The organism is Paenibacillus sp. Y412MC10 (assembly GCF_000024685.1).
In the GTDB taxonomy this organism is placed as follows: Bacteria; Bacillota; Bacilli; order Paenibacillales; family Paenibacillaceae; genus Paenibacillus_AQ; species Paenibacillus_AQ lautus_A.
Map to the genome: position 1 here is coordinate 5,891,707 of NC_013406.1, position 21,221 is coordinate 5,912,927.

The following is a 21,221-nucleotide window of genomic DNA, read 5'->3' on the forward strand; positions in this document are numbered from 1 at the left end:
TGAGATCGCAGACAGGTCCTGGTGAAGCCTGTTAAGCAGTCGCTTGTGTACCATCTGTGTTATCCTGTCGACAAACTTCCGAAAGCACAAAGAATCCGGCAAATGCATGGACAGCGCCTCTACAGGAGTCCCGCTCTATCCAGTAACCAGACCAGCTCCCGCAAGCACCCCGAACATCGCGTCCGTAAGCGGCATATCCGCCGGAATGAGCACGTAAGACATGCCCCGTTCCGCGCATACGCGGGACAGCATCGTCCGGTATCGCTCCAGCTCCTCCTTGTAAGCATCCAGCACTTTGCCCGTCAGCGCCACTTCCTTGCCGCTCATCGTTTCGCTGTCCACCAGCCGCAGATCGCCGGATAATTTAGGCTCCAGCTCCTCCCGCGACAATACATGCACCAGCACCACTTCCTGTCCGGTACCGGACAAAAGGGAAAGCGACCTGAACAATTCCTCCTCTCCGCCCTCCAGCCAAAAATCGGAGAACACCCAGGTCATTCCCGGCTGCCGGGGCAGTGCGCCAGGAACCGCAAGCGCTGCGCCCAAGCTGCCCTCGCCTCCCGTTTCTGCCCCTTGCAGGAACGAAAACAGGCGATGGGCCGAGCCCTTTCCTCTCATGATCGGAAGACGGGCGTTAATCGAACGGCTGTAACAGGCAACCTGCAGCCTGTCGTAAGACGACAACGCCATGTAGCCGATGCTTGCGGCGAGTTGACGCGCTAGCAGCCATTTAGGGCTGCCCTTCGTTCCCGCCGGATCGGCGGCGCTTGGTTCCGTAGGCGATGACATGACGGCCCCCATCGATGCGGAGCAATCCACGAACAGGCTCACGGTCAGCTCCTGCTCGTCCATGAATTGACGAACGAAGGCTTTTCCCGTACGGGAATAGACGCCCCAATCAAACCTGCGGACATCATCCCCGGGCGAATACACGCGGTAATCGGCGAATTCGAGGGACGAGCCGAGCCGGCGGGATCGCCTCTTTCCCTGCAGCGTTCCGGCGACCCGTCGTTTGGCATCCAGGCTCAAGCGCTCCAGACGGGGGAGCCATTCCGGAGGAAGCAGGTGCGCGCCCCCGCTCACGCGGATGCCTCCAGCGCTTGCAGAACCTCCCGAATGACATGGTCCGTGGTAATGCCGAGCGCCTGCCCCTCGAAATTCAGGAACAAGCGGTGGCGCAGCGCTGATAAAGCCACGGCGCGAATATCGCCCGTGGATACATGCATCCGCCCGCTGCACAAGGCCCGGACTTTGCTTACCGAGATGATGGACTGAATGCCGCGCGGTCCGGAACCGAACTGGACGTATTTACGGACAGCCTCCGGTGCGGCCGCCTCCTCCGGATGCGTCATCATCAGCAGACGAACCGCATAATCCAGAATCTCTTCGGCGACCAGCACTTCCTTCGCCCCGCGCTGGATTTCCAGCAGCTCGTCCCCGGTCATTTGCCGTTCCACCTGGAATTCGTGTGAGGACGTCGTCCGCTTCACGATTTCCTTCAATTCGTCCGCGGTGGGATAAGATACTTCGATCTTCAATAGAAAGCGGTCAAGCTGGGCCTCCGGCAATGGATACGTCCCCTCGTTCTCCAAGGGATTTTGCGTGGCCAGAACGAAGAAAGGCTTTGGCAGCTGATGGGTTACGCCCCCCACGGTGACGGTCTTCTCCTGCATCGCCTCCAGCAAGGCGCTCTGGGTTTTGGGCGTGGCCCGGTTAATCTCATCGGCCAGCACGATGCTGCTGAACAGCGGACCCTTTTGAAAGGTCATCCCGGTGTCTCCATGCTGCCCGAACGACAGGATATTGGTGCCCGTTATATCGCTCGGCATCAAATCCGGCGTAAACTGTATGCGGGAAAAGGACAGGTCCAACGCCTCCGACACGGTGCGGACGAGCATCGTTTTGCCGAGACCCGGAATCCCTTCCAGGAGGGCATGGCCCCCCGCAAAGATACACCAAAGCATCTGCTCCACAACATCCTGCTGTCCGACAATCACCTTGCCGATATGTTCGCGCAGGCCTGATATTTTCTCCATCCATTCCTGTGGTCTCACTGCAATATCCGACATGGACGAAACCTCCATCTTCTTGGTAAAGTTCAAGTTCTCATTCTAGCTTCGGTGCTCGGCTCTTCGATCCCTTACGGGTTCGGATTGATCTGTATGAAATATTCCTCAACCAACCCTTGCATCTGGTCCGGCAGCTGATTGCGGTCTAACGTTTTGCGCGCTTCGGTTTCATAATCGCGGTACACTTCCTCATAAGGCCTGGACATGCCGGGAACCGTCGGCGATACGCCGCCCTTCTGTATATCTCCGCCGCTGCCTTTGATCTCGCCGGAATCGTTCTGCACATTGCCGCTGCCCTTATAATCCCTAGGGATGGTGACGAGCTCACGGCCGCCTGAGCCAAGACCGGCTCCGCTGCCTGTGCCGCTTCCCGATCCGCCGCTGCCGCCCGAGCCGGAACCTGCTCCTGAGCCCGAACCGCTTCCCGATCCGGAGCCGCTGCCTGTGCCGGAGCCTTGACCTTGGCCTTGACCTTGGCCTATACCGGAGCCGCCTTCACCTGGGGCTCCCTCCGAGCCCTCTCCTTGTTCGCCCGAGCCTGCACCGGAGCCGGCCTGAGCCAACGCCTCGGCACTGCCGCCGTTACTCCAGGCATCGGATACCGACATCCCTGCAGCCGCCATCTGATCGGCCAAGCTCAATCCTTGCGAAGCAAGGGAGGACGCCAGCGAGGACGCGGACTGCGACTGGCTGTCCGACGCGGCTTTGGCTTGCGCTGCTTTCGCCAGCTCCTCGGCCAGCTGCTGGAGCGCTTCTTCCAGCTCCTTCGGCAGCTTGCCCTCCTTCAGCGCATCGGCCGCATTCTGGAGCTCCTGCTCCAGCTTGCCGTCTTCCATCTGCTTGGCAGCTTCCTCAGCCAGCTTTTTCAAAGCATCGGACAGCTCGTTCTTCTCTTCCTGGGACATCTTCTTCACCTGCTCGGTGAGTTTCTTCATTTCCTGCTTCAGTTCATCGGCCATGCCCTCGGCAAGCTTTTTCCCCACCTGGGACAGCGCCTTCTCCTGCTGCATTTGCTTAGCCAGCTCCGACAGCGCCTTTGCTTTTTCCTCCTGCTGTTTCGCCAGTTTCTCCAGCTCTTTCATGGCTTCTTCCAGCTTCTCCAGCGCTTGCTCGGGATGCTTCTCCTGCTCCAGCGCTTTTTTCAGTTCATCCAGCTTTTCCTGAAGCTTTTTTCGATCGGCAGGATCCAGCGTTTCCTTCTGGAGCTCCTCCGCCAGCTGTTTGGTTTTGGCTGCCTGCTCCTTCATCCAGCTCTGCGCCTCTTTGGCAGCCTCCACCTTCTTATCCATCGGGTTCGGAACGAACACCAGGATGAGTACGGCAGCAAGCGAGGCACCGCAGATCAGAAGCTGTTTTTTTCGGCTAGGGGAAGGCAGACGCTCCGGCAGCCGTTCCGCAAAACGCGCACCGTAACGCTCCGCCTGCTCGCGCTGCCATTTGGCGGCCAACGATTCTTCCTCCTTGAACGACAGCGCCGTCACCATCATATCGCTTCGCTCCGCTCCGTCCGGAACATGGTCCATCGCTGAAGCCGCTTCTTCGATCGGCACCCGATGCAGCCAACCCCATAACAAGCCTATGAAGCCCGCCCCCACGGGAACGGCCACGGATGCGACGGGAAGCCAGGCTATAGGCACGAATCTCCCAAGCACCAGGAGCAGCAGCAGCACGGCCAACCCTGCCATAAGCCCGTATAACGCATACGTGATGACGCGGAACCGCTGCAGCCGCCGTCTTGCGGCTTCGATAAAACGCATGATGTTGTCCATTGCTCTCCCTCCTTACCGTACTCCTTGCATGATGTTACGCTTCGTTCCCGGCCGTTTCCGGCTCCTGCGGCAGCTGGGTTTCGTTCTTATCCTTGCGTTTGCGCCTTGCGACAGGACGGATATTCCGTACGGCAACCCACAGGGCAAGAACGATCACCACCGAATACACGATGAAAAATTCCAGCCACAATTCGATCGGAGCTTTGCTGTTCAGGCTTCCGCCGCGCAGCAAGAACGCGTCCCCTGAAAAAGACGGGTTGAACAAACTCATCATCGCCCCGGCCGGGTTCAGGCCCAGCACATAACCGACCCAAGAATAGGTGCCCGGTACGATCGGCTGCCCGCTTTGATACATATTCCGCTGTTCGATACCCATTAAGAACAGGTACAGCAGACCTGTAACAAGGAATATGATCAGTCCGGCCCCATAAGTGACGATAATCGCGACGATGGTTCTTTTGAATAATGTGGAAAACATCACGCCGAGCGAACCGAGCAGCAGCATCACGAATAAATAAAAGGCAAACACGGAAACGAGCTGCTTCGGCGAAATCCCGCCGTACAGGAACACAATGCTGTAGACCGGCAGGGTAGCCAGCACGATCAGCGTCATGAAGCTGAGTGCCGATACCAGCTTGCTCAGCACGATCGTAGCCGAGCTCTGCTGCGTCGTCAGCAGCATGCTCAGCGTTTGCTTCTCCCGCTCGCTGCTGATAACTCCCGCCGTAAGGGCAGGGGCCATGAACGCGATAAGGACAAGCTGGGCAAAACTCAGGACATAGAACATCATCTGGCTCATCTGCGGATCGAATCGCTGAGGCCCCTGCTGTCCCAAATATAAGAAGAGATAAATGAAGCCCATGGCTATGGCGCCTAGCGCCAATACATAAAACAACACCGACAGCATGGAACGCGTAGAACGCATCCGCAGCCGGAATTCCTTGTCGATGACCGGATTAATCAGCTTTCTGCTCCAATTCATTCGCGGGGCCCTCCTTTGGTAATTTCGAGGAATACATCCTCCAGATTGCTCTGCGCTTCCTGAAACGAGACAATCGGAATTTCCCAGGAGACCACCTGCCGAAGCAGCGCGCTTTGCTGCGCATCATCCCCGCCGTAGTGAACATGGACGCCGGTGTTGTCCGTTAATACCGACGTGACAAACGGTTCGTCCCGCAGTTTCTCGGCCAGCTCCTCTTCGCGCTCCAGCGTGCGGATATGAATGACTTTTTTCACGCGAAGACGGCTCTGAATATCGGCCACCTTGCCTTGGGCAACCATCTCGCCGTGCTCGATTACCCCGATCTCATCCACCATCTCGGCCAGCTCAGGCAAAATATGCGATGAAATGATGATGGTCTTGCCCATGAGCTTCAGTTCCTTCAATATTTCGCGCATCTCGATCCGCGCCCGCGGATCCAGCCCCGAGGCCGGCTCATCCAGGATCAATACCTCCGGGTCATGCACCAGGCACCGGGCCAGGCATAAACGCTGCTTCATCCCCCGCGAGAGACTGTCAACGTACGTATCCGCCTTGTCGCTCAGGTTGACGAGCTCCAGCAGTTGCGGAATAAGCTGCTCCCGCTCGGCGCGCGGGATGCCGTAACTCGCCCCGTAGAAATGCAGATATTCTGTAGACTTCAGCTGATCGTACACGCCGAAGAAATCGGGCATATAACCGATCCGCTTGCGGACCTCTTTGGGATGCTGGGTCACGTCATAGCCTCCGACTTTGGCAACGCCCGAGGTAGGAAGCATCAGGGTAGCCAATATGGACATCGTCGTGGATTTGCCTGCTCCGTTAGGACCGACAAATCCGAATACCGTCCCTTTTTCGATATGAAGACTGATATCTTTCAGCGCATGGAACGCTCCGTATCTTTTGCTCAGATTTCTAATCTCGATCATTGAGTGGCCTCTCCTTTCACAGACAGCTCCGGCATCATAAAGTTGGTCTGATCCTTGGCGGTGATCATGAATCGGATGCGATTCCCCACAATATACTGCTCCGGATTCTGGTTAATGGTATGCACATTGTTCGCGTCTGTAACAGGCTCCCATTCGCTCTTCTTCGAGTTCCAGATCTCCATCGTGACGTTGTTGTTGAATTTGGTGCCTTTGATGGACAATTCGGAATACTTCACTTGGCCTTCGGATATGAGCGGGAATTCAGCGATCAGATTGCCTTGTCCCATTTCAACCCCGTGCGGATAAACCCCGAACATCGGCGAATTCACCTGCGATATCTCCGGAGACAGGAAGCCGTAAGGAATGTTGATTTCCCCGTTCAGTCCCCAATCCATTTCCACCGGCTGTATCCAGAAATTGAGCTGATCGCTGTCCACCTCGGCGCCTTTCAGCGTATAATTCGTCAAATGGTCTTTGCTCCATCCCAGAATGTAAGCATCCTTGTTGACCATTCCCTTCGAGTATCCGTAGTTGGACAAAATGTCGCGTTCCCGCTGTTTCGGATCATTCTGCGAGTATGGGTACAGCATCCCGGACAAGTCACCGCCCGTAAATTTGATGATTTGTTTCGGGTCCTGAGGAATGGCAGCCGCCTCGCCCTTCTTGATATCTCCCAGCTTATAGGCACTGCCTCCGACAACCAGCACCACCTCGGTTAAATCGTTAATGGTGTCATTGGTGATCTTACCGTTTAATCCCCCTTTGGCATCCAGCTTTAAATCCATGGCAAGACGTCCCATCTCCTCCGTACCCTGATGGTCCACCCATACCTTGGCCAACGACCATTGGGACATGTCCCGAAGCTCCAGCGTCGTGGACTCCTGACCTACCCGGACAAAACTTTTGTTCTCGGCGGTTCCTCCAAACGTGTTCCGGGACTGCCCCGTTTTCAAATACGTATTCTCCCCAAACTCCAAGGCATAGTTCCCGCTTCGAGGCGTGAAGAATGCAGAAGCGGTCGATTTCACCGCATCTCCCTGGCCATTTAGTTCAATCAGATTGATGGTATGCGCGAGCTCGCGCGTCTTGTCCGACGAGCCGACCGCATAGACGGAAGCGCTCGCGATGACGGCAATGATCGGAATCAAGAACCACGCCCATTCCCGCTTGTCCGCCTTCTTCAATATATAGTAGAGCAGCGGTGCGACGACGACCGCATAAATAATGAGCATCCACAGCAGCAGCGTGAAGGAAGGCATCTTCAGCGACGGGAAATACTCCAGAACATAATTCAAATTGTCCATGAGCGAATTGTAATACATGCCATTCTGCGAATTCATCATCGGCAGGTTATTGCGCAGTACCGATGCCCACGCGTCCGGATGGCCTGCCCAAGAGCTTACCGGCTCCATCGCCAGATCGTAAGCGGCATATTGAACGCTACCCTGGCCGTAAGCCTTCGAGGCAAACAAAGGTTGTCCGTCCGCGGCAATCCCGATTTGAGCGCCTTCCACCGCTTTCGCCGTAGAAATGGTAAATGGCCCATCCAGTTTCAGCGGTTTCCCGCCAAGCTTCTCCAGTTCATCCAGCGAATTCACGGTCGCGGTGCCATTCGCAGCGACCGGCGATATGTCGGCAAACGGCGCCGCCGTTTTGGCATACCCCGCGCCCCCGGCCAGAACCAGGGTGCCGCCGCCATTGACCCAATCCGTAATCGCCTTTTGTTGAAGCTCAGACAGCGTATCGGATGCATAATTGTTCATTACGATGACGTCCAGCCCGTTCAGCAGCATCGCATCCGTAGGAATGCTTGCGTCCTTAAGCGGGAACACGTTCACGCTGCTGCCTTTGCCGTTCAGGACGTTCATGAAATTCATCGTGTCCGGATCATCGGACAAGACGGCCATGAGCGCGCCTTGATACGGAGAAGCCTGCACGTAATTTTTGCCTGTGGCAAACGGTACCTGCTTCCCCTTCGTATAAGAACCTTCATAGAAAAGGATTTGGTTATTGTCTTTATTCAGTACGGCTCCCGGAATGCCGATCACGACTTCCTTCGGCGTATCCTTCGGCAGGTCCACCTGCTGAACATAAGAAGTCTGATACCCGAAGCCGTTGTAGTTCTGAATCTGCACGACCACATCGCCGGATATATCCCGGTCGCTCGTTAGGGTGAGTTTGAGCGGGTTCCATTTCTCATGTTTGATTTTGCCTTGGTAGCCCATTTCGGATTGAATACCAATCTTCGCTCCGTCGGCGTAGACGTTTCCTGCCGGAATCGACAGAGATAACGTTGCCACAATCAGCAGAGCCACCATCGGCAGCAGCATCCACGTTTTCTTTGTATAAAACGACAACTGATGATTCCCCTCTCCGCATATAAATTGCTGTTCAAAGACAAAAGATGCATAGGTTTTAGAAGATGTATGTAAAGACTCTCTTCACAAGCTCAACTATATTGACGAGTCGAATTTATAAAAAGTTTGACGTATACTTCCATAAAAAGCTCCAAGGAACCATTTTTTCAGCTTTTGGCAAGAAATTCGTGTTATTACTTAAGTCAAATATAAAATAAAATCCCGCTCCAAGAAGAGGAGCGGGATCAAGGGGTAATCCATTGCAGCGTTAAAGTGTCAGGCTGCTCCATTATACTCTCTATGATGAATCGTCGGAATGACCGGGACTAGCTGAATACAACCGTTTTATTGTTATGGACCAGAATCCGATCCTCGACATGCCATTTGACGGCTCTTGCCAGCACCACGCGTTCGATGGTACGTCCGATGCGCTTCAGCTCATTGACGTCGTCACGGTGGCTTACGCGCTGCACGTCCTGCTCGATAATCGGTCCGCCATCGAGCTCTTCCGTTACATAGTGGGCGGTTGCCCCGATAATCTTGACGCCGCGGTTATATGCTTGCGCATAAGGCTTGCCGCCGACGAAGGCCGGGAGGAAGGAATGGTGGATATTGATAATCCGGTTCCGGTAATGATCGATAAAGGTTGGCGAAATAATCTGCATGTAACGCGCAAGGATGATCACGTCGATATCATCGCCGATCACTTCCAACTGACGCTGCTCCGCTTGAGGCTTCGTATCCGCCGTAACCGGAATGTGGTGATACGGGATACCGAAGGATTCCACGTATTCCTTCATATCCAGATGGTTGCTGACCACCAATGCGATATCCGCATCCAGGTCGCCAGCCTGCCATTGCCACAACAACTCTACAAGGCAATGATCCTCTTTCGAAACAAAAATCGCCAGGCGTTTCTTGCGGGCGGCATGGTAGATATTCCATTCCATGCGGAATTGATCGGCTACTTCCCGGAAGGATTCCTCCAGCTGGGGAAGCTTCGTGTTCAAGTCCTCCAGGTCGAACTCAACCCGCATAAAAAACATGCCGCCGGCCGGGTCCATCGTATATTGGTCAGACTGAACGATATTCGCGCCATGCTGATACAGGAACTGGGATACTGCTGCCACGATTCCCGGTCCATCCGGACAGGAGATCAGCATGCGGGCACGATTAGGGTACTGACCTGCCGCAGACGGCAGATCCTTCTTGATGTGAATTTCCATGAGACTCGGTGATCCTCCTTTTAAATCTGCAATGAACATGAACGGCACCTCTCAAGAAAAACAATCCGCAGCATGCGGACGTTTTCTTGAGAATGCCTCAGTTTCTTACTAATATGCCATTTCTAATGAAGCTTAGGATGTCAGGGAAACACCCGACAACCAAGCGATCAGGCGCTGATTGATCTGCTCCTCCGACAGGTCGGACAGCAGGCCGGCCGCCATGACCATATCGTACAGGCGCTCCATCGGTTCGCGCGGATCGGCCTTTTTGGCTTTGGCATCATTCTTCAGCAGCGTCCAGGTATCCAGTACAAATGAACGGGACTCGATGCCTTCCTTGGCAAAGAAAGCACCCAGCTCTTCCACTTGCTGCGTGAAAGCTGGACCGAAACGGCCCTCCACATCCCCGCGCAGAAGCGCAATCTCGATCTCGTACATCGGACGCTGGGTTTTTGGATCTTTACCGATCCACGGCGTTTCGAGAATGAACGGTCTGCCCTGGAGCTTCTCGTGATGAACCACTCGCTGAATGGCTTCATACCCGATCCATCCGGTTCCAATCGGCGTATGACGGTCTTTGCCCGCTCCGCGCGGGTTCTTGCTGTCGTTCACGTGGACGACCGTTAAACGGTCGAGTCCGATCAGCTTGTCGAACTGCTCCAGCACGCCGTCCAGATCATTCACGATATCATATCCCGCATCATGAATATGGCAGGTGTCCAGGCAAATGGCTAATCGGTCGTTGTACTTCACCTTATCAATAATGGAAGCAATTTCTTCAAAGCTGCGTCCCATTTCAGTACCTTTGCCGGCCATCGTCTCAAGCGCAATCTTCACTTCGGTCTCATCCGTACCGCCTAGCACTTCATTAAGACCTTCCGCAATTCGGTCGATGCCGTATTCCGCATCCTTGTCGGTATATGCGCCGGGATGGAGAACGATGTTCTTCACGCCGACCGCATGCGTGCGGCGAATCTCCTCCTGCAGAAAGCTCACCGCCAGCTCAAACGTATTCGGCTTGTACGATCCGAGGTTGATAATGTACGGCGCGTGGACCACGATTTCTTCAATCCCGCTTTCCTTCATGGCGGCTTTGCCTTCTTCGATAAACATGGAGTCGATCGGCTTGCGGCGCGTATTTTGCGGCGCGCCGGTATATATCATGAACGAGCTTGAGCCGTATGACGTGGCTTCAGCCGTCGCAGTCAGCAATCCCTTGTCCGAAAACGACACGTGGGAACCAATTTTCAACATGCTGCATCCCCCTTTTTTAACACACAATTACACCTATTTTAGCTTGTATATCGAAATAAATCTAGAAATGCGTTATAATTCTCATGAAAGTGTCATGTGACAATAATCATTGAGGTGATATACAGATGAAGAGCACAGGGGCCGTCATGGGCTATTTGTCGTCCAGTGCGCCGCCGTCATGGTTCATGAACTCCATTGCCTTCTGGGGATGGGTCATGCTCGGGCTGATGGGCATCGGCGGATTTTTCATGTTCCGCAAGTTTCTGAAAGTGCTTCCCAAGGCCGACGGCAAATCGAAGCTCGATTGGCAAAATTACTGGGTAGAGCGAAGCCGCCCGCTGTGGACGGATGAATCCAAAGCATTTCTGGACGAGCTGGTGCAGCCTGTTCCGGGACCGTTCCGGGATATCGCCAAACACTCCATTGCAGCCGAAATCGGCAAAATCGCCGTCGAATCCGGCGCAACCGAAGTAACCCGGGATCACTGCATCAAAGGTTACATCGTGGCTACGCCGAAGCGGGATTACAAATTCCTGATGAACTTCCTCCAGAAGAAGGAAATCGACTACAAGCCTTATCAGCATTTGATCAATAAGTAATGAAGTAATTATATGGAATGGCGGTACTTGTCTTAAATGAACGGACAAGCCGTTTGGTCATTTCCCCCAAGTCCTCGTACAAAGGATTAGGGGGATTCGTTTTTTAAGTCTGCTAAATTGAAGGGATACAAATCAACTTGGCTTGTTGTTTTACTCTTATATAGGAACAAAAGCGTATTCTCCTCTTGTTTATTGAAGCGAATGATAAGCTCGCGGTCCGGTTCATTATTTCTGTCCAAGGCAACTTCTTCGAGGAACTTTTTCTCTGATAGAGGAAGCGGTAGTATCTCATGAACATACGCGGTGATTTCACGCATTCGATGATAGAGTATCAGATGCTGCGTACCATATTCCCGCAAGATCATGTACGAATCCGTAACGTATTCGATCATATAGACCTCGTCTTTTTTTCCGGTAAGCTCCCCTAGATCGAATGAAGACACCACTTCTCCTTGATGATTCAGAAACTCTGCATGCTTGCCATCCGTGAACAATACTTTTCCTTGCAGATCGTACAGGCTGTACGTGTTGGTATCCGGATAATATCCCATGAATCCGAAGTGCGATTCCTTTATGATCTGTCCATCCTTCACAAAAACCTGGCCGGATCTCTTACCTAATGCGGACATCCCTACTGCTTCATATAGTCGCACGTACGAACTGTTGTCGGACAGTCTTTCCACTTGGAGATGTCTCAGCTCCTCTACCAGGATATCCAATTTTCCAATGAGCGACGGTGTCCTGTTTCCGATGGCTTGATAGAATTCACCATTCTTCCGGTTAAGCCAAAATGTAATGCCCTTATCTGTTCCCATAGCGTAACTGCTGCCAACAGATAACGTCTTCGTATCGGATTTCCACCTCACTTCCTCACTCACGGCCTCGGCAACAAACCGAAGAGGAATGTACAGCTTTCCGTTGATGACTTCCGCAGAAGTCTGGAGTTTTTTCTTTTCCTTGTTCACGTCAGCAACATCGGATCCTGGCTGCAGCGTCATTTCAAGATTTACGCCATACAGACTCGCCCTTTGCTGTCGTTGATTCCAATGCACCTTCAAACCCAAAATATCGCCGACCTCCCGAAGAGGAAGCAATACTCTTCCATCCTTCATCATTACCGGGTCTTCCAAGGTGAAGAGCGATTTGAATGGCCCATACTCCACACTTGCTTTTACGAAAGAAGAGGCGGCATGGGAGGGGCTGGGAAGCAGCAACCATAACACCAAAAACAAGGGTAACCATAATAAGCCCCTTTTTATCACATCGATCATTCTCCTTCATCTCCTTGAAATTAAATCCTATGTAATAAACCTTTATCCATGGGGATTGGTTACGGCCTGAAACAAAAAAATTCATCTCATAGCCAGATAAGATGATCCAACTGGTTGATTTCAAGAAAATCATGGAAATAAATCATGGATCACGTATAATAGATTGTTATAAGAAATCTAACCCATAGTCCTAGGAGGAGAGAATGGCGTGAAGTTAAAGTTAGCAATTATTATAGTTTTACTATTTACATGTATCGTGCCTGCCGCAGGAGCAGCACCTGCTAATATCGTCAATGTGGATGGCGTTAAAGTGGGGCTGCGTCAGGCCCCTATTTTGCGAGACGGGGTGACCCTAGTACAATTCGCTCCTATATTCAAAAGCTTGGGCCTCTCTGTAAAATGGGATCCTTCCAAACAGCAGATTACAGGAACTAAAAAAGGGATCAACCTTGTGATGACCGTTGGCAACAAAAACGCTTATGTAAACGGCTCGCGAATACTGCTCGAATCTCCTCCGGTATCCTTGAACGGAAACATTTTCGTCCCGCTTCGCTTCATTAGCGAAGCCACTGGAGCAACCTTGGCCGTAAATGGAAACATCATCAACATTACCAGTTACAAAGGGACAGAGCCCTTTGTGCCTAAGCCAACACCGATCCCGCCGGTAAAAACGAAAGCGGTAAAAATCCAAGAAGAGTTGGAATCCAAATACTCGAACCTCTCTTTCGGAAAATTGCACCTAAACAACTTAACTTATGGCATAACCGATGATTCGGATTCGCTCACCATTGCCGTAGAAATTTCGGACGAACAAACGATGCAGAACATTATCGACACCTTTGACAGCAAACCTTCAACGGGGGATCAGCTTACCAAAAACATTGCCAACCATGTACATAAAAAATATGGCTACAAAAACATCAATATCTTTATTATTACTTTTTTTATGAGTTCGTCTTATCCAAGCGGATATGATGCACAATATAATATCTTCGTTCCGGAATACAATGTGTACGTTACACGCTGGCCCTTATACGGAGGATCTTATAATTACTCAAAAAAGATCGCTAACTGGTATTTTGACCCAACTGGCGATACGGAGTACCTGATCTATTCTAGCTCGTTATAAAAATGTTGTACTCAGACTTCGTAAAGACAGAACAAAAAACCCCGGGTGTTATGTTAAAGCGGAATCGCTGCCTTTCAACCTCGGGGTTCTTTATGTACTATAAAATCTTATCCCTTACGCAGGGTAAACGTCCATCCGGCAATAATAAAGGCATCCCCCTCCGTCAGAGGGTATTCTTTATAAGGCACCATGGATTCTCCCTTCAACATCGTACCGTTTCTGGAACCCAGATCCTTCAGGACGTATCCACCGCTTTCGCGCGAAAGCTCCACATGCGCCCGTGAAGTCCCCACACCCTGAGCGACGAATTGGGCTACATCGGGAGACCTGCCGATGATGAAATGGGGCTGATGCAGTTCAATCCGCTGCGGGACGGCTGCATTCGGTTCATTTAACTCAAGATAGTCCCTGGCTGAAAGTTGTCCGGCCGGACGAGCGGCAGTATCCGGACTTAACAGCACGGTAGCTCCCCCACCACCAGAGGACGAAAGCACCTCCGTCCGTTGGGACAGCTTGGCATAATAATCCCCTTCTTCCCCAAAAGAATCTCCTTCCCCGGCGTTAGGCGAACGCGAAAAAGCCTGGTCCCGCAAAGACTGTACGGTAGATCCCGCTGAAGGGTGATCCCGCTCAAGGTTAAATGGTGATTTAGGAACCTGCCATCTCCAATGCTCCTTCCCCTCACCAAGCTCTGCTTCTGCTGCTTTCCCTGAGTCCGCTGCCTGTTTTCCCGTAAGAAGACCCGATAAGGGATCTGCCTCAAAACGCGGGACGGACTTCCACTTAGCATGCTCCTGCGGATTCAGCTCTGTGGATTCAAACACGGGCAATGAACCGGACCAATCCTCCGCTCTCCGTGAGAGCAGCCGGAGTTTGCCCGTGTAGCCGAACCAAGCGATCACGGCAAGCAGGATCGTAATCCCTACCGATAGCCCCAGCATCAGCGGACCCGGTTGATTCATATACAACATTCTCCAAGCTCCCGCTGCGGCGAGCAAACATCCTAGCAAAATATAAGTCCGAACAGGCGAAGACTTGCCATGCTCCGCTTCATCAAGATTTGAATCATCTGTGCCAGATGACCACGCAGGAAGACCTGATGGGGTGCGACCGGCGTGAGAATTACTTTCTTCGTTTTGGCCGCTCTTCCCAAACATCTCGTTGGTACGTTCCGTCAGGCTTCGAATTAAACTCTGTTTATCCGTGTTGCCGTCATTATCCATCTGCGGTGCTGCACTCCGGCTGTGAGTCGGCTCTGCAAATGAGAAGGCAGGCCTGGAGACGCTGCTGTTTGAGGGATTATCGGTATAGGGCAATCTTTCATTCACATGTGCAGGCACTGCCATCTTCGCTTGCGTTCCTGCTTGATCGCTTTCACCATCTTCTCCTGCAAGCAGTTCAATGACAAGCCGCTTAAGTCCCGGCAAATTGAAGCTCTGTTCACTGCAGAAGGACATCAATGCTTGTATCCCTCCTCCTTTCAGCTCCGAGACCGATAAGAGAAGCCTTGTCATAAGCTCCTTAAGCGTTACAGGGAGACGGTTACTGCTTGTCTCATTAACGGCAAGGGGAACATAAGTTAAATATAATGTGCCAAGATGCAGGGAACCTTCAACAAACAGAAAATCCTCATGAAGTATGTAATTCTCGGGTTGAAGCATATATAGCCTGCTATCCTCCAATGCGGTAGCGATCTGCAGCAGCAGCCCATAGTACTCGGTCAACGTCATGCGCTCGCTCTTCAATGCCTGTGACAGCATCTTTTTGCCGGTGATATCATATTCCAAGGTTACTTTGTAATCGACTTCTTTCATATGCAGCTTCAAAAAATGCGGGATTCTCGAAGAACGGATCATGCCCAGCTGCACATGATTCAGTTCTGCTGACTGGATCCCTTCATTCCGATCCAGCACCATGATCGTTCCGCCGTTTTGCATAAAATCCGCCTTTAATCCGAACATTAGCGCCGCCTCCTACATGTGCAGTACTAGATACGTGCTGATCATGCCAGGAAGGACAGCCATCATAAAGGGAAATCGCAAGTGCTCCTCCTGGCTGTTGCGCCACGGCAACCAGCTCTTCATTACAAAAACTCCGGCGATACTCTCAACGACATGGCGTACTCGCTTCATCGTCTCCCGCCGCCAGAGCAGAATGAGTAAACCGATGGCACCGGCAAAAAGGACAGAATACATAATGCCCTGCAAGGTAAACCACAAGCCGGTCCAGGCGCCGATCCCACCGAACAGCTTAACGTCGCCCGCTCCTACAGCCCCTATAAAATACATGATCAATAAGATGAGAAACCCTGCTCCAAGCCCCTTCAAAGAAAAGAGCAGGCCTTCCCACCCGTCTAGAGCGCCATGATAAACCGGACCGGACAGCATTGCCGATACGGTTAGAGCATTTGGTATCTTCATGGAACGAAGGTCTGTAATAAAGGCCGCAATCAGATAAACGGCACAAATACCAAAGGCAACGGCCACACCCATCAACCTCCCCTGCGCGACTATTCAAAGGAATAGCCTGGATAGAACTTTAACTATGGATGCACAACGAGTTTCATCTATTTAAAAAACTTTTCGTGGATATAACTTTAGAACCCTATATTTCATAACTTGCTCTTAAACCTCTCATGAATCCGACCGCGCTACCACCGTAAACGGCACCTCGATCCGCTGCCCGTCGGCCGTCTCAACCACAAACAGCCAAGTCCCCGGCGTTGTATTAAATCCCACGTTCCATTCCCAATCGATATAGCCGTTACTATCTGCGGTCTTCCAACCCAAATATTTAGCCGTGCTCTGGCCGCTCTTATAATAGACTGATAATTGAGCGCTGGCCCCTGGCTCTACTTTCACCTTCACCTTAGCCTGCTTGCTTGCGACGGCCGGATTCGGCTTCTCCAACAGCTCAATGGCTCCGTTCTCTGAGCCGTCCCCGTTCCCCGAATCGTCTCCGCCTTCTCCGGTGTCTCCAATCCACAGCCTCTCCTTGGCCTTCGCTTGCAGCACGATGCGTTTGTTCAAGAAAGGAACCCGGATTGGAAGGGCATAATTCACCTCAATGCCAAAATAAGGACTCGTGCCGATCTTCAAATTGGGTATGTGAACATTCGACACATGGATTCGGTCATAATCCAGAAGGCGGTCAGGCATGAACGGCTTCATCATCGGCTTAACCACGGGGTCGAGTACGGCTTCCACGGTTTGGTTCTTAAGCTGCTGCAGAGGCTCCTCACCTGTAGTGACGGCTTCCGTGATCCACTCCTTAGCAGGAGAAGGAAGCGAGTCGCTATATTTCGAAACCCAATCGGACAGCGATAATTTGGGTATTTCCCAATGGGACGTGCTGGGCGTGCCTTCGCTTGTTCCGTTACCGCCTGCATTCGCCTGCACGGCTAGAGAAACAGGATACATATGGGCCGCTACGGTTTTGACGGTATCGGAAACGGTGCTTTGGAGCGCCGTCGATATTAACGTCATCTGCACGATATATATGAGAAAAATGACAAAAAACATAAACATCGGCAGCACAAGCGCAGCTTCCACGACCATGCTTCCTTGCTCCGCCGACGCTTTGCTCTTACGCAAAGGCTTTCGTAATACCGATAAACATTTCATTCAAGTAACCCCTAATCCTAATAGGAAAAATCCGCCTTGCGCTTGACCAAGTACCGACTTCCTTGAACTTCATCCCCGTCGCTTCCGAATGCAACGCCGATCGACTTCGTCACTCCCGGAAGAAACCATAGACGCATGGCCGTCCTAACTTCCCCTGAAGCGTAAGTAAATCGCTCCGCAGGATTGATGCCGGTGTTTAATCGTATCAGCGCCAGCATGCGTGATAACTTCTTCTCGTTATTGCTGTGAATAAACAAAAATATTCGTAAATGATCCCTGTAGGTAAGCTCAACGGGTACATACTTGGAAAGCTGAACGCTTCCCTTCTGACACAGCTGGATCATATCCTCGATAGCCTTCTCGATCCCATACAGGATGGCTGCCGCCAAAACCGCCAACGGATTTCCTAATTTGCTGTTGACGACGAATCCTTCCATCGTTCGAATCGCGAGCCTGGAAGCGAAGATTTCTGCATAAGCCGCCGATATATTCCCGGCGGGGTTGTGGAATCCGTACAGAATATATTCCACTTCCTGATTCCCGATAGCGAACTCCCGCACTATCTCCTCTCCCGTGCTGGACCCGTCAACGATTCCGGATAAGTTCCCGACATCGAAATGCTGATAATAATGAACGGCGTACTCATTCTGAAACAGTTCATCCCTAACACCGCCAAGCACGTTCCCCATAAATCCAAACATACCGTCCATATTATCCATTGCTTGTTTGCCGGCATCATACGGATCGTCGTCTAGCGGCTTTCCCTTACTCATGCTGTCTGCTTCCGCATTAAATTGAAGGCTTTCGTCATAGTACTGCTGGAGTTCACGAAACTCATCCATAATGGCTTGATTCTGCCCATTCAGCCCGTTGATCGCCTCGATGGCTTTGGATGCCTGCTTCAGCTTCTGATTGGCCAGCTTCTCCATCGCTTTCCGTTCCTTATCCGATGTGCGAAACTGCTCCAATGCCGCCTGCTGCCGATCCATGATATTTCCGCTGCCTGATACCCCATAATTAGAAATGTAATTCTGCAATTCGCGGCTAGCTTCGATCACGGCTCCCTTCATCCCCTCCCCGCCCAATGAAGACTGTAGCGCGGCCACAGCTCGGACAACCTGTTGATAACGACGCTCCTGGTTGTCAATTTCTTGCCGAAAGCCGTTTAAGAAGTCATCGCCATGAATTAATTTGTCCGCTTGCTTCCGAATGGATTGGATCATCTCCGCTTCTGACCCGGAGGAATCGGCTGACCCCGGCGTTACGTCATTCGTCACTTGGTCATACCCCGCATTAGATGAACGGTTCTCGGATTCCTTGATGACCTGCTTCATCTCCTCGTTCAAACTCCTGGCTTCCTCCCATAATTGCTGCGCGTCCGCTAGGAGCTTGTCATTCTCCCGCTGAAACCGTTCGGCCTCTCTCGATATCTGCGAGCCGATGGAAGACATTCCGCTCCGGTAAGCCATGAGCAGAAGCGTATACTGTTTCTCTTTGGGGGGCCTGTCCGCGTCCTCCTGTTGTTTATCTTTATAATCCTCATACTGCGATGCCCCTTCGGCAGCGGTTTGGATGCTGCCCCCGAGCGAAGTATCGTTGATCGGTTGTCCAGGCGGATCCATAACCAGCTTCGATAGACGAATCGCATGCTCACCCGCCTTGCGCTGTTTTGCCAGCATCTCATCCAGCGCCTCTTCCCGCTTGTCATACAGCTTGCGCAGCTTCTTAAGCACATCGACCGTATTGGAAGCTTCCTTCATGGACTGCGATAACGGTTTGAACTTGCCCACTAATTCCAAAGTGAAATCGATCGGCGCTTTATACTTCATGTCCTCGATGATCTGCCGGTTGAAGATGTCATAAGTGCCCAATGGACGCTGAAATTCAAGCCCCGAGCTATCGAGTTCCATCGCCATTAACCGGAACGCATCGCTGCGGTCTCCCGGGTTCAAGCTGTCATTCAGCACATTGCCCATAATGAGATCCCCGCTGGTGCCCCCATGGGCATACAGTCCGTATTCCTTCTGCAGCTGCGGATCGTAGGATGACATCACGGAGCGTACGGCTGCTCTTGTCAGCCTCTCGCTTTGCACCTTCATGGCCGCGATACGCGAGAAATCAATGAATATGGCTACAAACATAAATACGGCTGCCAGGGCGATAATCAAAAAAACAGATACAGATCCATCGGACGATCGGCCCACCTCTCTCCTTCTCCAACTAGACCGCGCTTTCCCATGCTTCGTCATGACTATCGCGAACCTCCGAACTTTTGTAGAACTTCTCCTGCGGCTGCCTTATCCGTTCCGTTTCTCCCGCCTTGAAACTTCGATCCGTAATATCGCATCAAATCCACCGTGCGGATAAATTCAACGGGATCAACCACAATCGATTGTGAGTTGACCTTGATCTGGCCGCCATCGTCCAGCATTCGGCTGATTGGCGTCAGAGAGACCTGCTCGTTTAACGACGTCGTTACTTTTCGTACGAGCAGCTGATTCGTGTAACGCATCTCTCCAGCCATGCTGGAAGGCACGGCCGTGCCGCCCTTGGACATCTTAAGCTCGGGCAATTTTCCGCCCTCAACCTCCCCTTGCGGCAGTGCAATCGACATCGTACTGTCTCCCCCCTCCAAACCGAATAAGGTCCCGACAACGTTATCGTCGGTTAACCGCCAATATAACGCATCATGGCGTCCCTGTTCCACGGATCCCGAGGTAGCGATCTTATGGCTGTTGTCCCAGCTATACGCGGTCCTTTCGGAAGCCGCGGCCGATGCCTGAACCAGCATGGACTGCTGATAAATATACAAGCATAGAAACAGAAGCAAAACCGTCACCATCAGCACGATGGGAAGAACCAGGGAGGCTTCAACCGTGAAGCTCCCCGTATCATCCTTCCATCTTCTATGGAGCCGATTATTCAAGGAACTCTTTACTCTTGTTGTTCACGTTTTTAAACAAGTTGTTCACCAAGGCCGTAATCTGATCTTTAAATATAAGCGCGATAATCAAAATAACGACGAGGATCAGGATCATCTCAAGCGTTCCGATCCCTTTCTCATCCTTCCAAAAAGCTTTCATCCCGTTCTTCGCCATGTTTAACATCATATTTCGTACACCGGTCCCTTCTACATGTTCATCATCATAAATGCAGGCGCTCCGAGCAAAACAATCACGATCATGAAGATGACCACCATTGGCAGCACCAGCTTCGAGGAGGCTTGCTCGCCCCTTGTTCTTGCAATGGCCTTGCGCTTCTCCCACAGCACGCGGGACAAATCCCGCAGTGCCAGGACAAAGTCATTCCCGCCGCGCCGAAAATTAAGCAGGACGGTTGTTGTAAATATCGATACTTCCTGAACGCCGCACCGTTTATTGAACTGCTCGAAGGCTTGCTGGAACGGATGGCCTCCCTCCCATTCAAGCACCATTCTCTTCAGCTCAGCATACAGGGGATGGCTCGCGTCCTCGTTCCGTTCCACGCAATGAATGATCGCCCTCTGCACCGTCTCGCCGGCGCCGACAAGCAGCACAATTTTGTTCAGAAGCTCCGGCAGCTCCATCACGATATCCTGCTCACGCAGCGTAACCTTTTTATGGAGGTCCTTCACCAAAGCGACGGGCAGCAATGCCCCCAATCCGAATCCAGCCAGAAGTCCGATTACTTCCCCGGACAGCAACGACCACAAGCAGCCGCCGATCAAAATAAGCCATGTATACGCAAGGGCCTCGGCCATAAATAACAACGTCATTTCCGCGCTGTGCCGCAGACCATGGATCTTCTGAACGGAGCCCTGCATCCGGTAGAATACAATCGGGAAGCGCATCGGAACCTTCCCCCGTTCCAGCAGGAACAACACAGGCGGCGCTAACCGCTGCAGCCTGAGCCCATCCATGGACAATCTGCCAAGACGATGGTATCGTTCGCTGCACGTTTGATTCAGCACCACCCAACCACCCACAAGCAGAACCATCAGCGCGCCGGACATCCATGTCAGCATCCCCGCCTCACCT

Annotated in this window: 18 protein-coding genes; 2 read left to right on the plus strand and 16 right to left on the minus strand. The window is 52.2% G+C overall.

All coding sequences use genetic code 11. The features are described 5' to 3' along the window. Positions 1-135: 135 nt before the first annotated feature. The 8 genes from GYMC10_RS25770 to GYMC10_RS25805 form a co-directional block, all read right to left on the minus strand. Positions 136-1,083: a DUF58 domain-containing protein gene (locus GYMC10_RS25770; RefSeq protein ID WP_015737212.1), complete on the minus strand. Its 948-nt coding sequence runs from the start codon at positions 1,081-1,083 to the stop codon at positions 136-138. After that, complete coding sequence (locus GYMC10_RS25775; RefSeq protein WP_015737213.1) at positions 1,080-2,069, minus strand: AAA family ATPase; 990 nt, start codon at positions 2,067-2,069, stop codon at positions 1,080-1,082. The genes GYMC10_RS25770 and GYMC10_RS25775 overlap by 4 nt, the downstream gene beginning before the upstream one ends. Positions 2,070-2,140: 71 nt before the next feature. Further along, positions 2,141-3,838 (minus strand): phage tail tape measure protein, encoded by a 1,698-nt coding sequence (locus GYMC10_RS25780; protein WP_015737214.1) that lies wholly within the window; start codon positions 3,836-3,838, stop codon positions 2,141-2,143. A 34-nt stretch (positions 3,839-3,872) separates the two neighbouring features. Beyond that, positions 3,873-4,820: an ABC transporter permease gene (locus tag GYMC10_RS25785; RefSeq protein WP_015737215.1), complete on the minus strand. Its 948-nt coding sequence runs from the start codon at positions 4,818-4,820 to the stop codon at positions 3,873-3,875. Next, on the minus strand, positions 4,817-5,746 hold the full coding sequence (locus GYMC10_RS25790) for an ABC transporter ATP-binding protein (RefSeq protein WP_015737216.1): 930 nt from the start codon (positions 5,744-5,746) through the stop codon (positions 4,817-4,819). Before GYMC10_RS25790 ends, GYMC10_RS25785 begins: the two co-directional genes overlap by 4 nt. Continuing rightward, positions 5,743-8,103 (minus strand): hypothetical protein, encoded by a 2,361-nt coding sequence (locus tag GYMC10_RS25795; RefSeq protein WP_015737217.1) that lies wholly within the window; start codon positions 8,101-8,103, stop codon positions 5,743-5,745. The genes GYMC10_RS25790 and GYMC10_RS25795 overlap by 4 nt, the downstream gene beginning before the upstream one ends. Positions 8,104-8,429: 326 nt before the next feature. Then, the gene (purU, locus tag GYMC10_RS25800) at positions 8,430-9,329 is read right to left on the minus strand and encodes a formyltetrahydrofolate deformylase (RefSeq protein WP_036666321.1); all 900 of its coding nucleotides are present in this window, start codon (positions 9,327-9,329) and stop codon (positions 8,430-8,432) included. 132 nt (positions 9,330-9,461) lie between these two features. Next, positions 9,462-10,583 carry a deoxyribonuclease IV gene (locus tag GYMC10_RS25805; protein ID WP_015737219.1) on the minus strand — a complete coding sequence of 374 codons (1,122 nt, stop codon included), beginning with the start codon at positions 10,581-10,583 and terminating at the stop codon, positions 9,462-9,464. Positions 10,584-10,708: 125 nt separating this feature from the next. Here GYMC10_RS25805 and GYMC10_RS25810 point away from each other — a divergent pair, with 125 nt between their 5' ends. Further along, entirely contained in the window at positions 10,709-11,182 is a 474-nt protein-coding gene (locus GYMC10_RS25810) for a DUF2621 domain-containing protein (RefSeq protein WP_009594427.1), read from the plus strand. A gap of 86 nt (positions 11,183-11,268) precedes the next feature. Here the strand turns inward: GYMC10_RS25810 and GYMC10_RS25815 are convergent, their stop codons facing one another. Next, positions 11,269-12,453 (minus strand): copper amine oxidase N-terminal domain-containing protein, encoded by a 1,185-nt coding sequence (locus tag GYMC10_RS25815; RefSeq protein WP_015737220.1) that lies wholly within the window; start codon positions 12,451-12,453, stop codon positions 11,269-11,271. 208 nt (positions 12,454-12,661) lie between these two features. Here GYMC10_RS25815 and GYMC10_RS25820 point away from each other — a divergent pair, with 208 nt between their 5' ends. Next, on the plus strand, positions 12,662-13,582 hold the full coding sequence (locus tag GYMC10_RS25820) for a copper amine oxidase N-terminal domain-containing protein (protein WP_015737221.1): 921 nt from the start codon (positions 12,662-12,664) through the stop codon (positions 13,580-13,582). A gap of 107 nt (positions 13,583-13,689) precedes the next feature. Here GYMC10_RS25820 and GYMC10_RS25825 read toward each other — a convergent pair whose 3' ends face one another. From GYMC10_RS25825 to GYMC10_RS25855, 7 genes are all read right to left on the minus strand, one after another. Then, the gene (locus GYMC10_RS25825; RefSeq protein WP_015737222.1) at positions 13,690-15,543 is read right to left on the minus strand and encodes a DUF6382 domain-containing protein; all 1,854 of its coding nucleotides are present in this window, start codon (positions 15,541-15,543) and stop codon (positions 13,690-13,692) included. 12 nt (positions 15,544-15,555) lie between these two features. Next, positions 15,556-16,068, minus strand: a complete 513-nt coding sequence (locus GYMC10_RS25830; protein ID WP_015737223.1) for a prepilin peptidase — start codon at positions 16,066-16,068, stop codon at positions 15,556-15,558. 147 nt (positions 16,069-16,215) lie between these two features. Further along, a complete protein-coding gene (locus tag GYMC10_RS25835; protein ID WP_015737224.1) occupies positions 16,216-17,139 on the minus strand; it encodes a TadE/TadG family type IV pilus assembly protein in 924 nt (307 codons plus the stop codon). Positions 17,140-17,222: 83 nt separating this feature from the next. Then, entirely contained in the window at positions 17,223-19,454 is a 2,232-nt protein-coding gene (locus GYMC10_RS25840; protein ID WP_015737225.1) for a hypothetical protein, read from the minus strand. Positions 19,455-19,456: 2 nt separating this feature from the next. Beyond that, the gene (locus GYMC10_RS25845; protein WP_015737226.1) at positions 19,457-20,131 is read right to left on the minus strand and encodes a TadE family protein; all 675 of its coding nucleotides are present in this window, start codon (positions 20,129-20,131) and stop codon (positions 19,457-19,459) included. After that, positions 20,124-20,315 (minus strand): Flp1 family type IVb pilin, encoded by a 192-nt coding sequence (locus tag GYMC10_RS25850; protein WP_015737227.1) that lies wholly within the window; start codon positions 20,313-20,315, stop codon positions 20,124-20,126. Before GYMC10_RS25850 ends, GYMC10_RS25845 begins: the two co-directional genes overlap by 8 nt. Before the next feature lie 20 nt (positions 20,316-20,335). Continuing rightward, positions 20,336-21,208, minus strand: coding sequence for a type II secretion system F family protein (locus tag GYMC10_RS25855; RefSeq protein ID WP_015737228.1), 873 nt, complete (start codon positions 21,206-21,208; stop codon positions 20,336-20,338). Between the last annotated feature and the right edge of the window lie 13 nt (positions 21,209-21,221).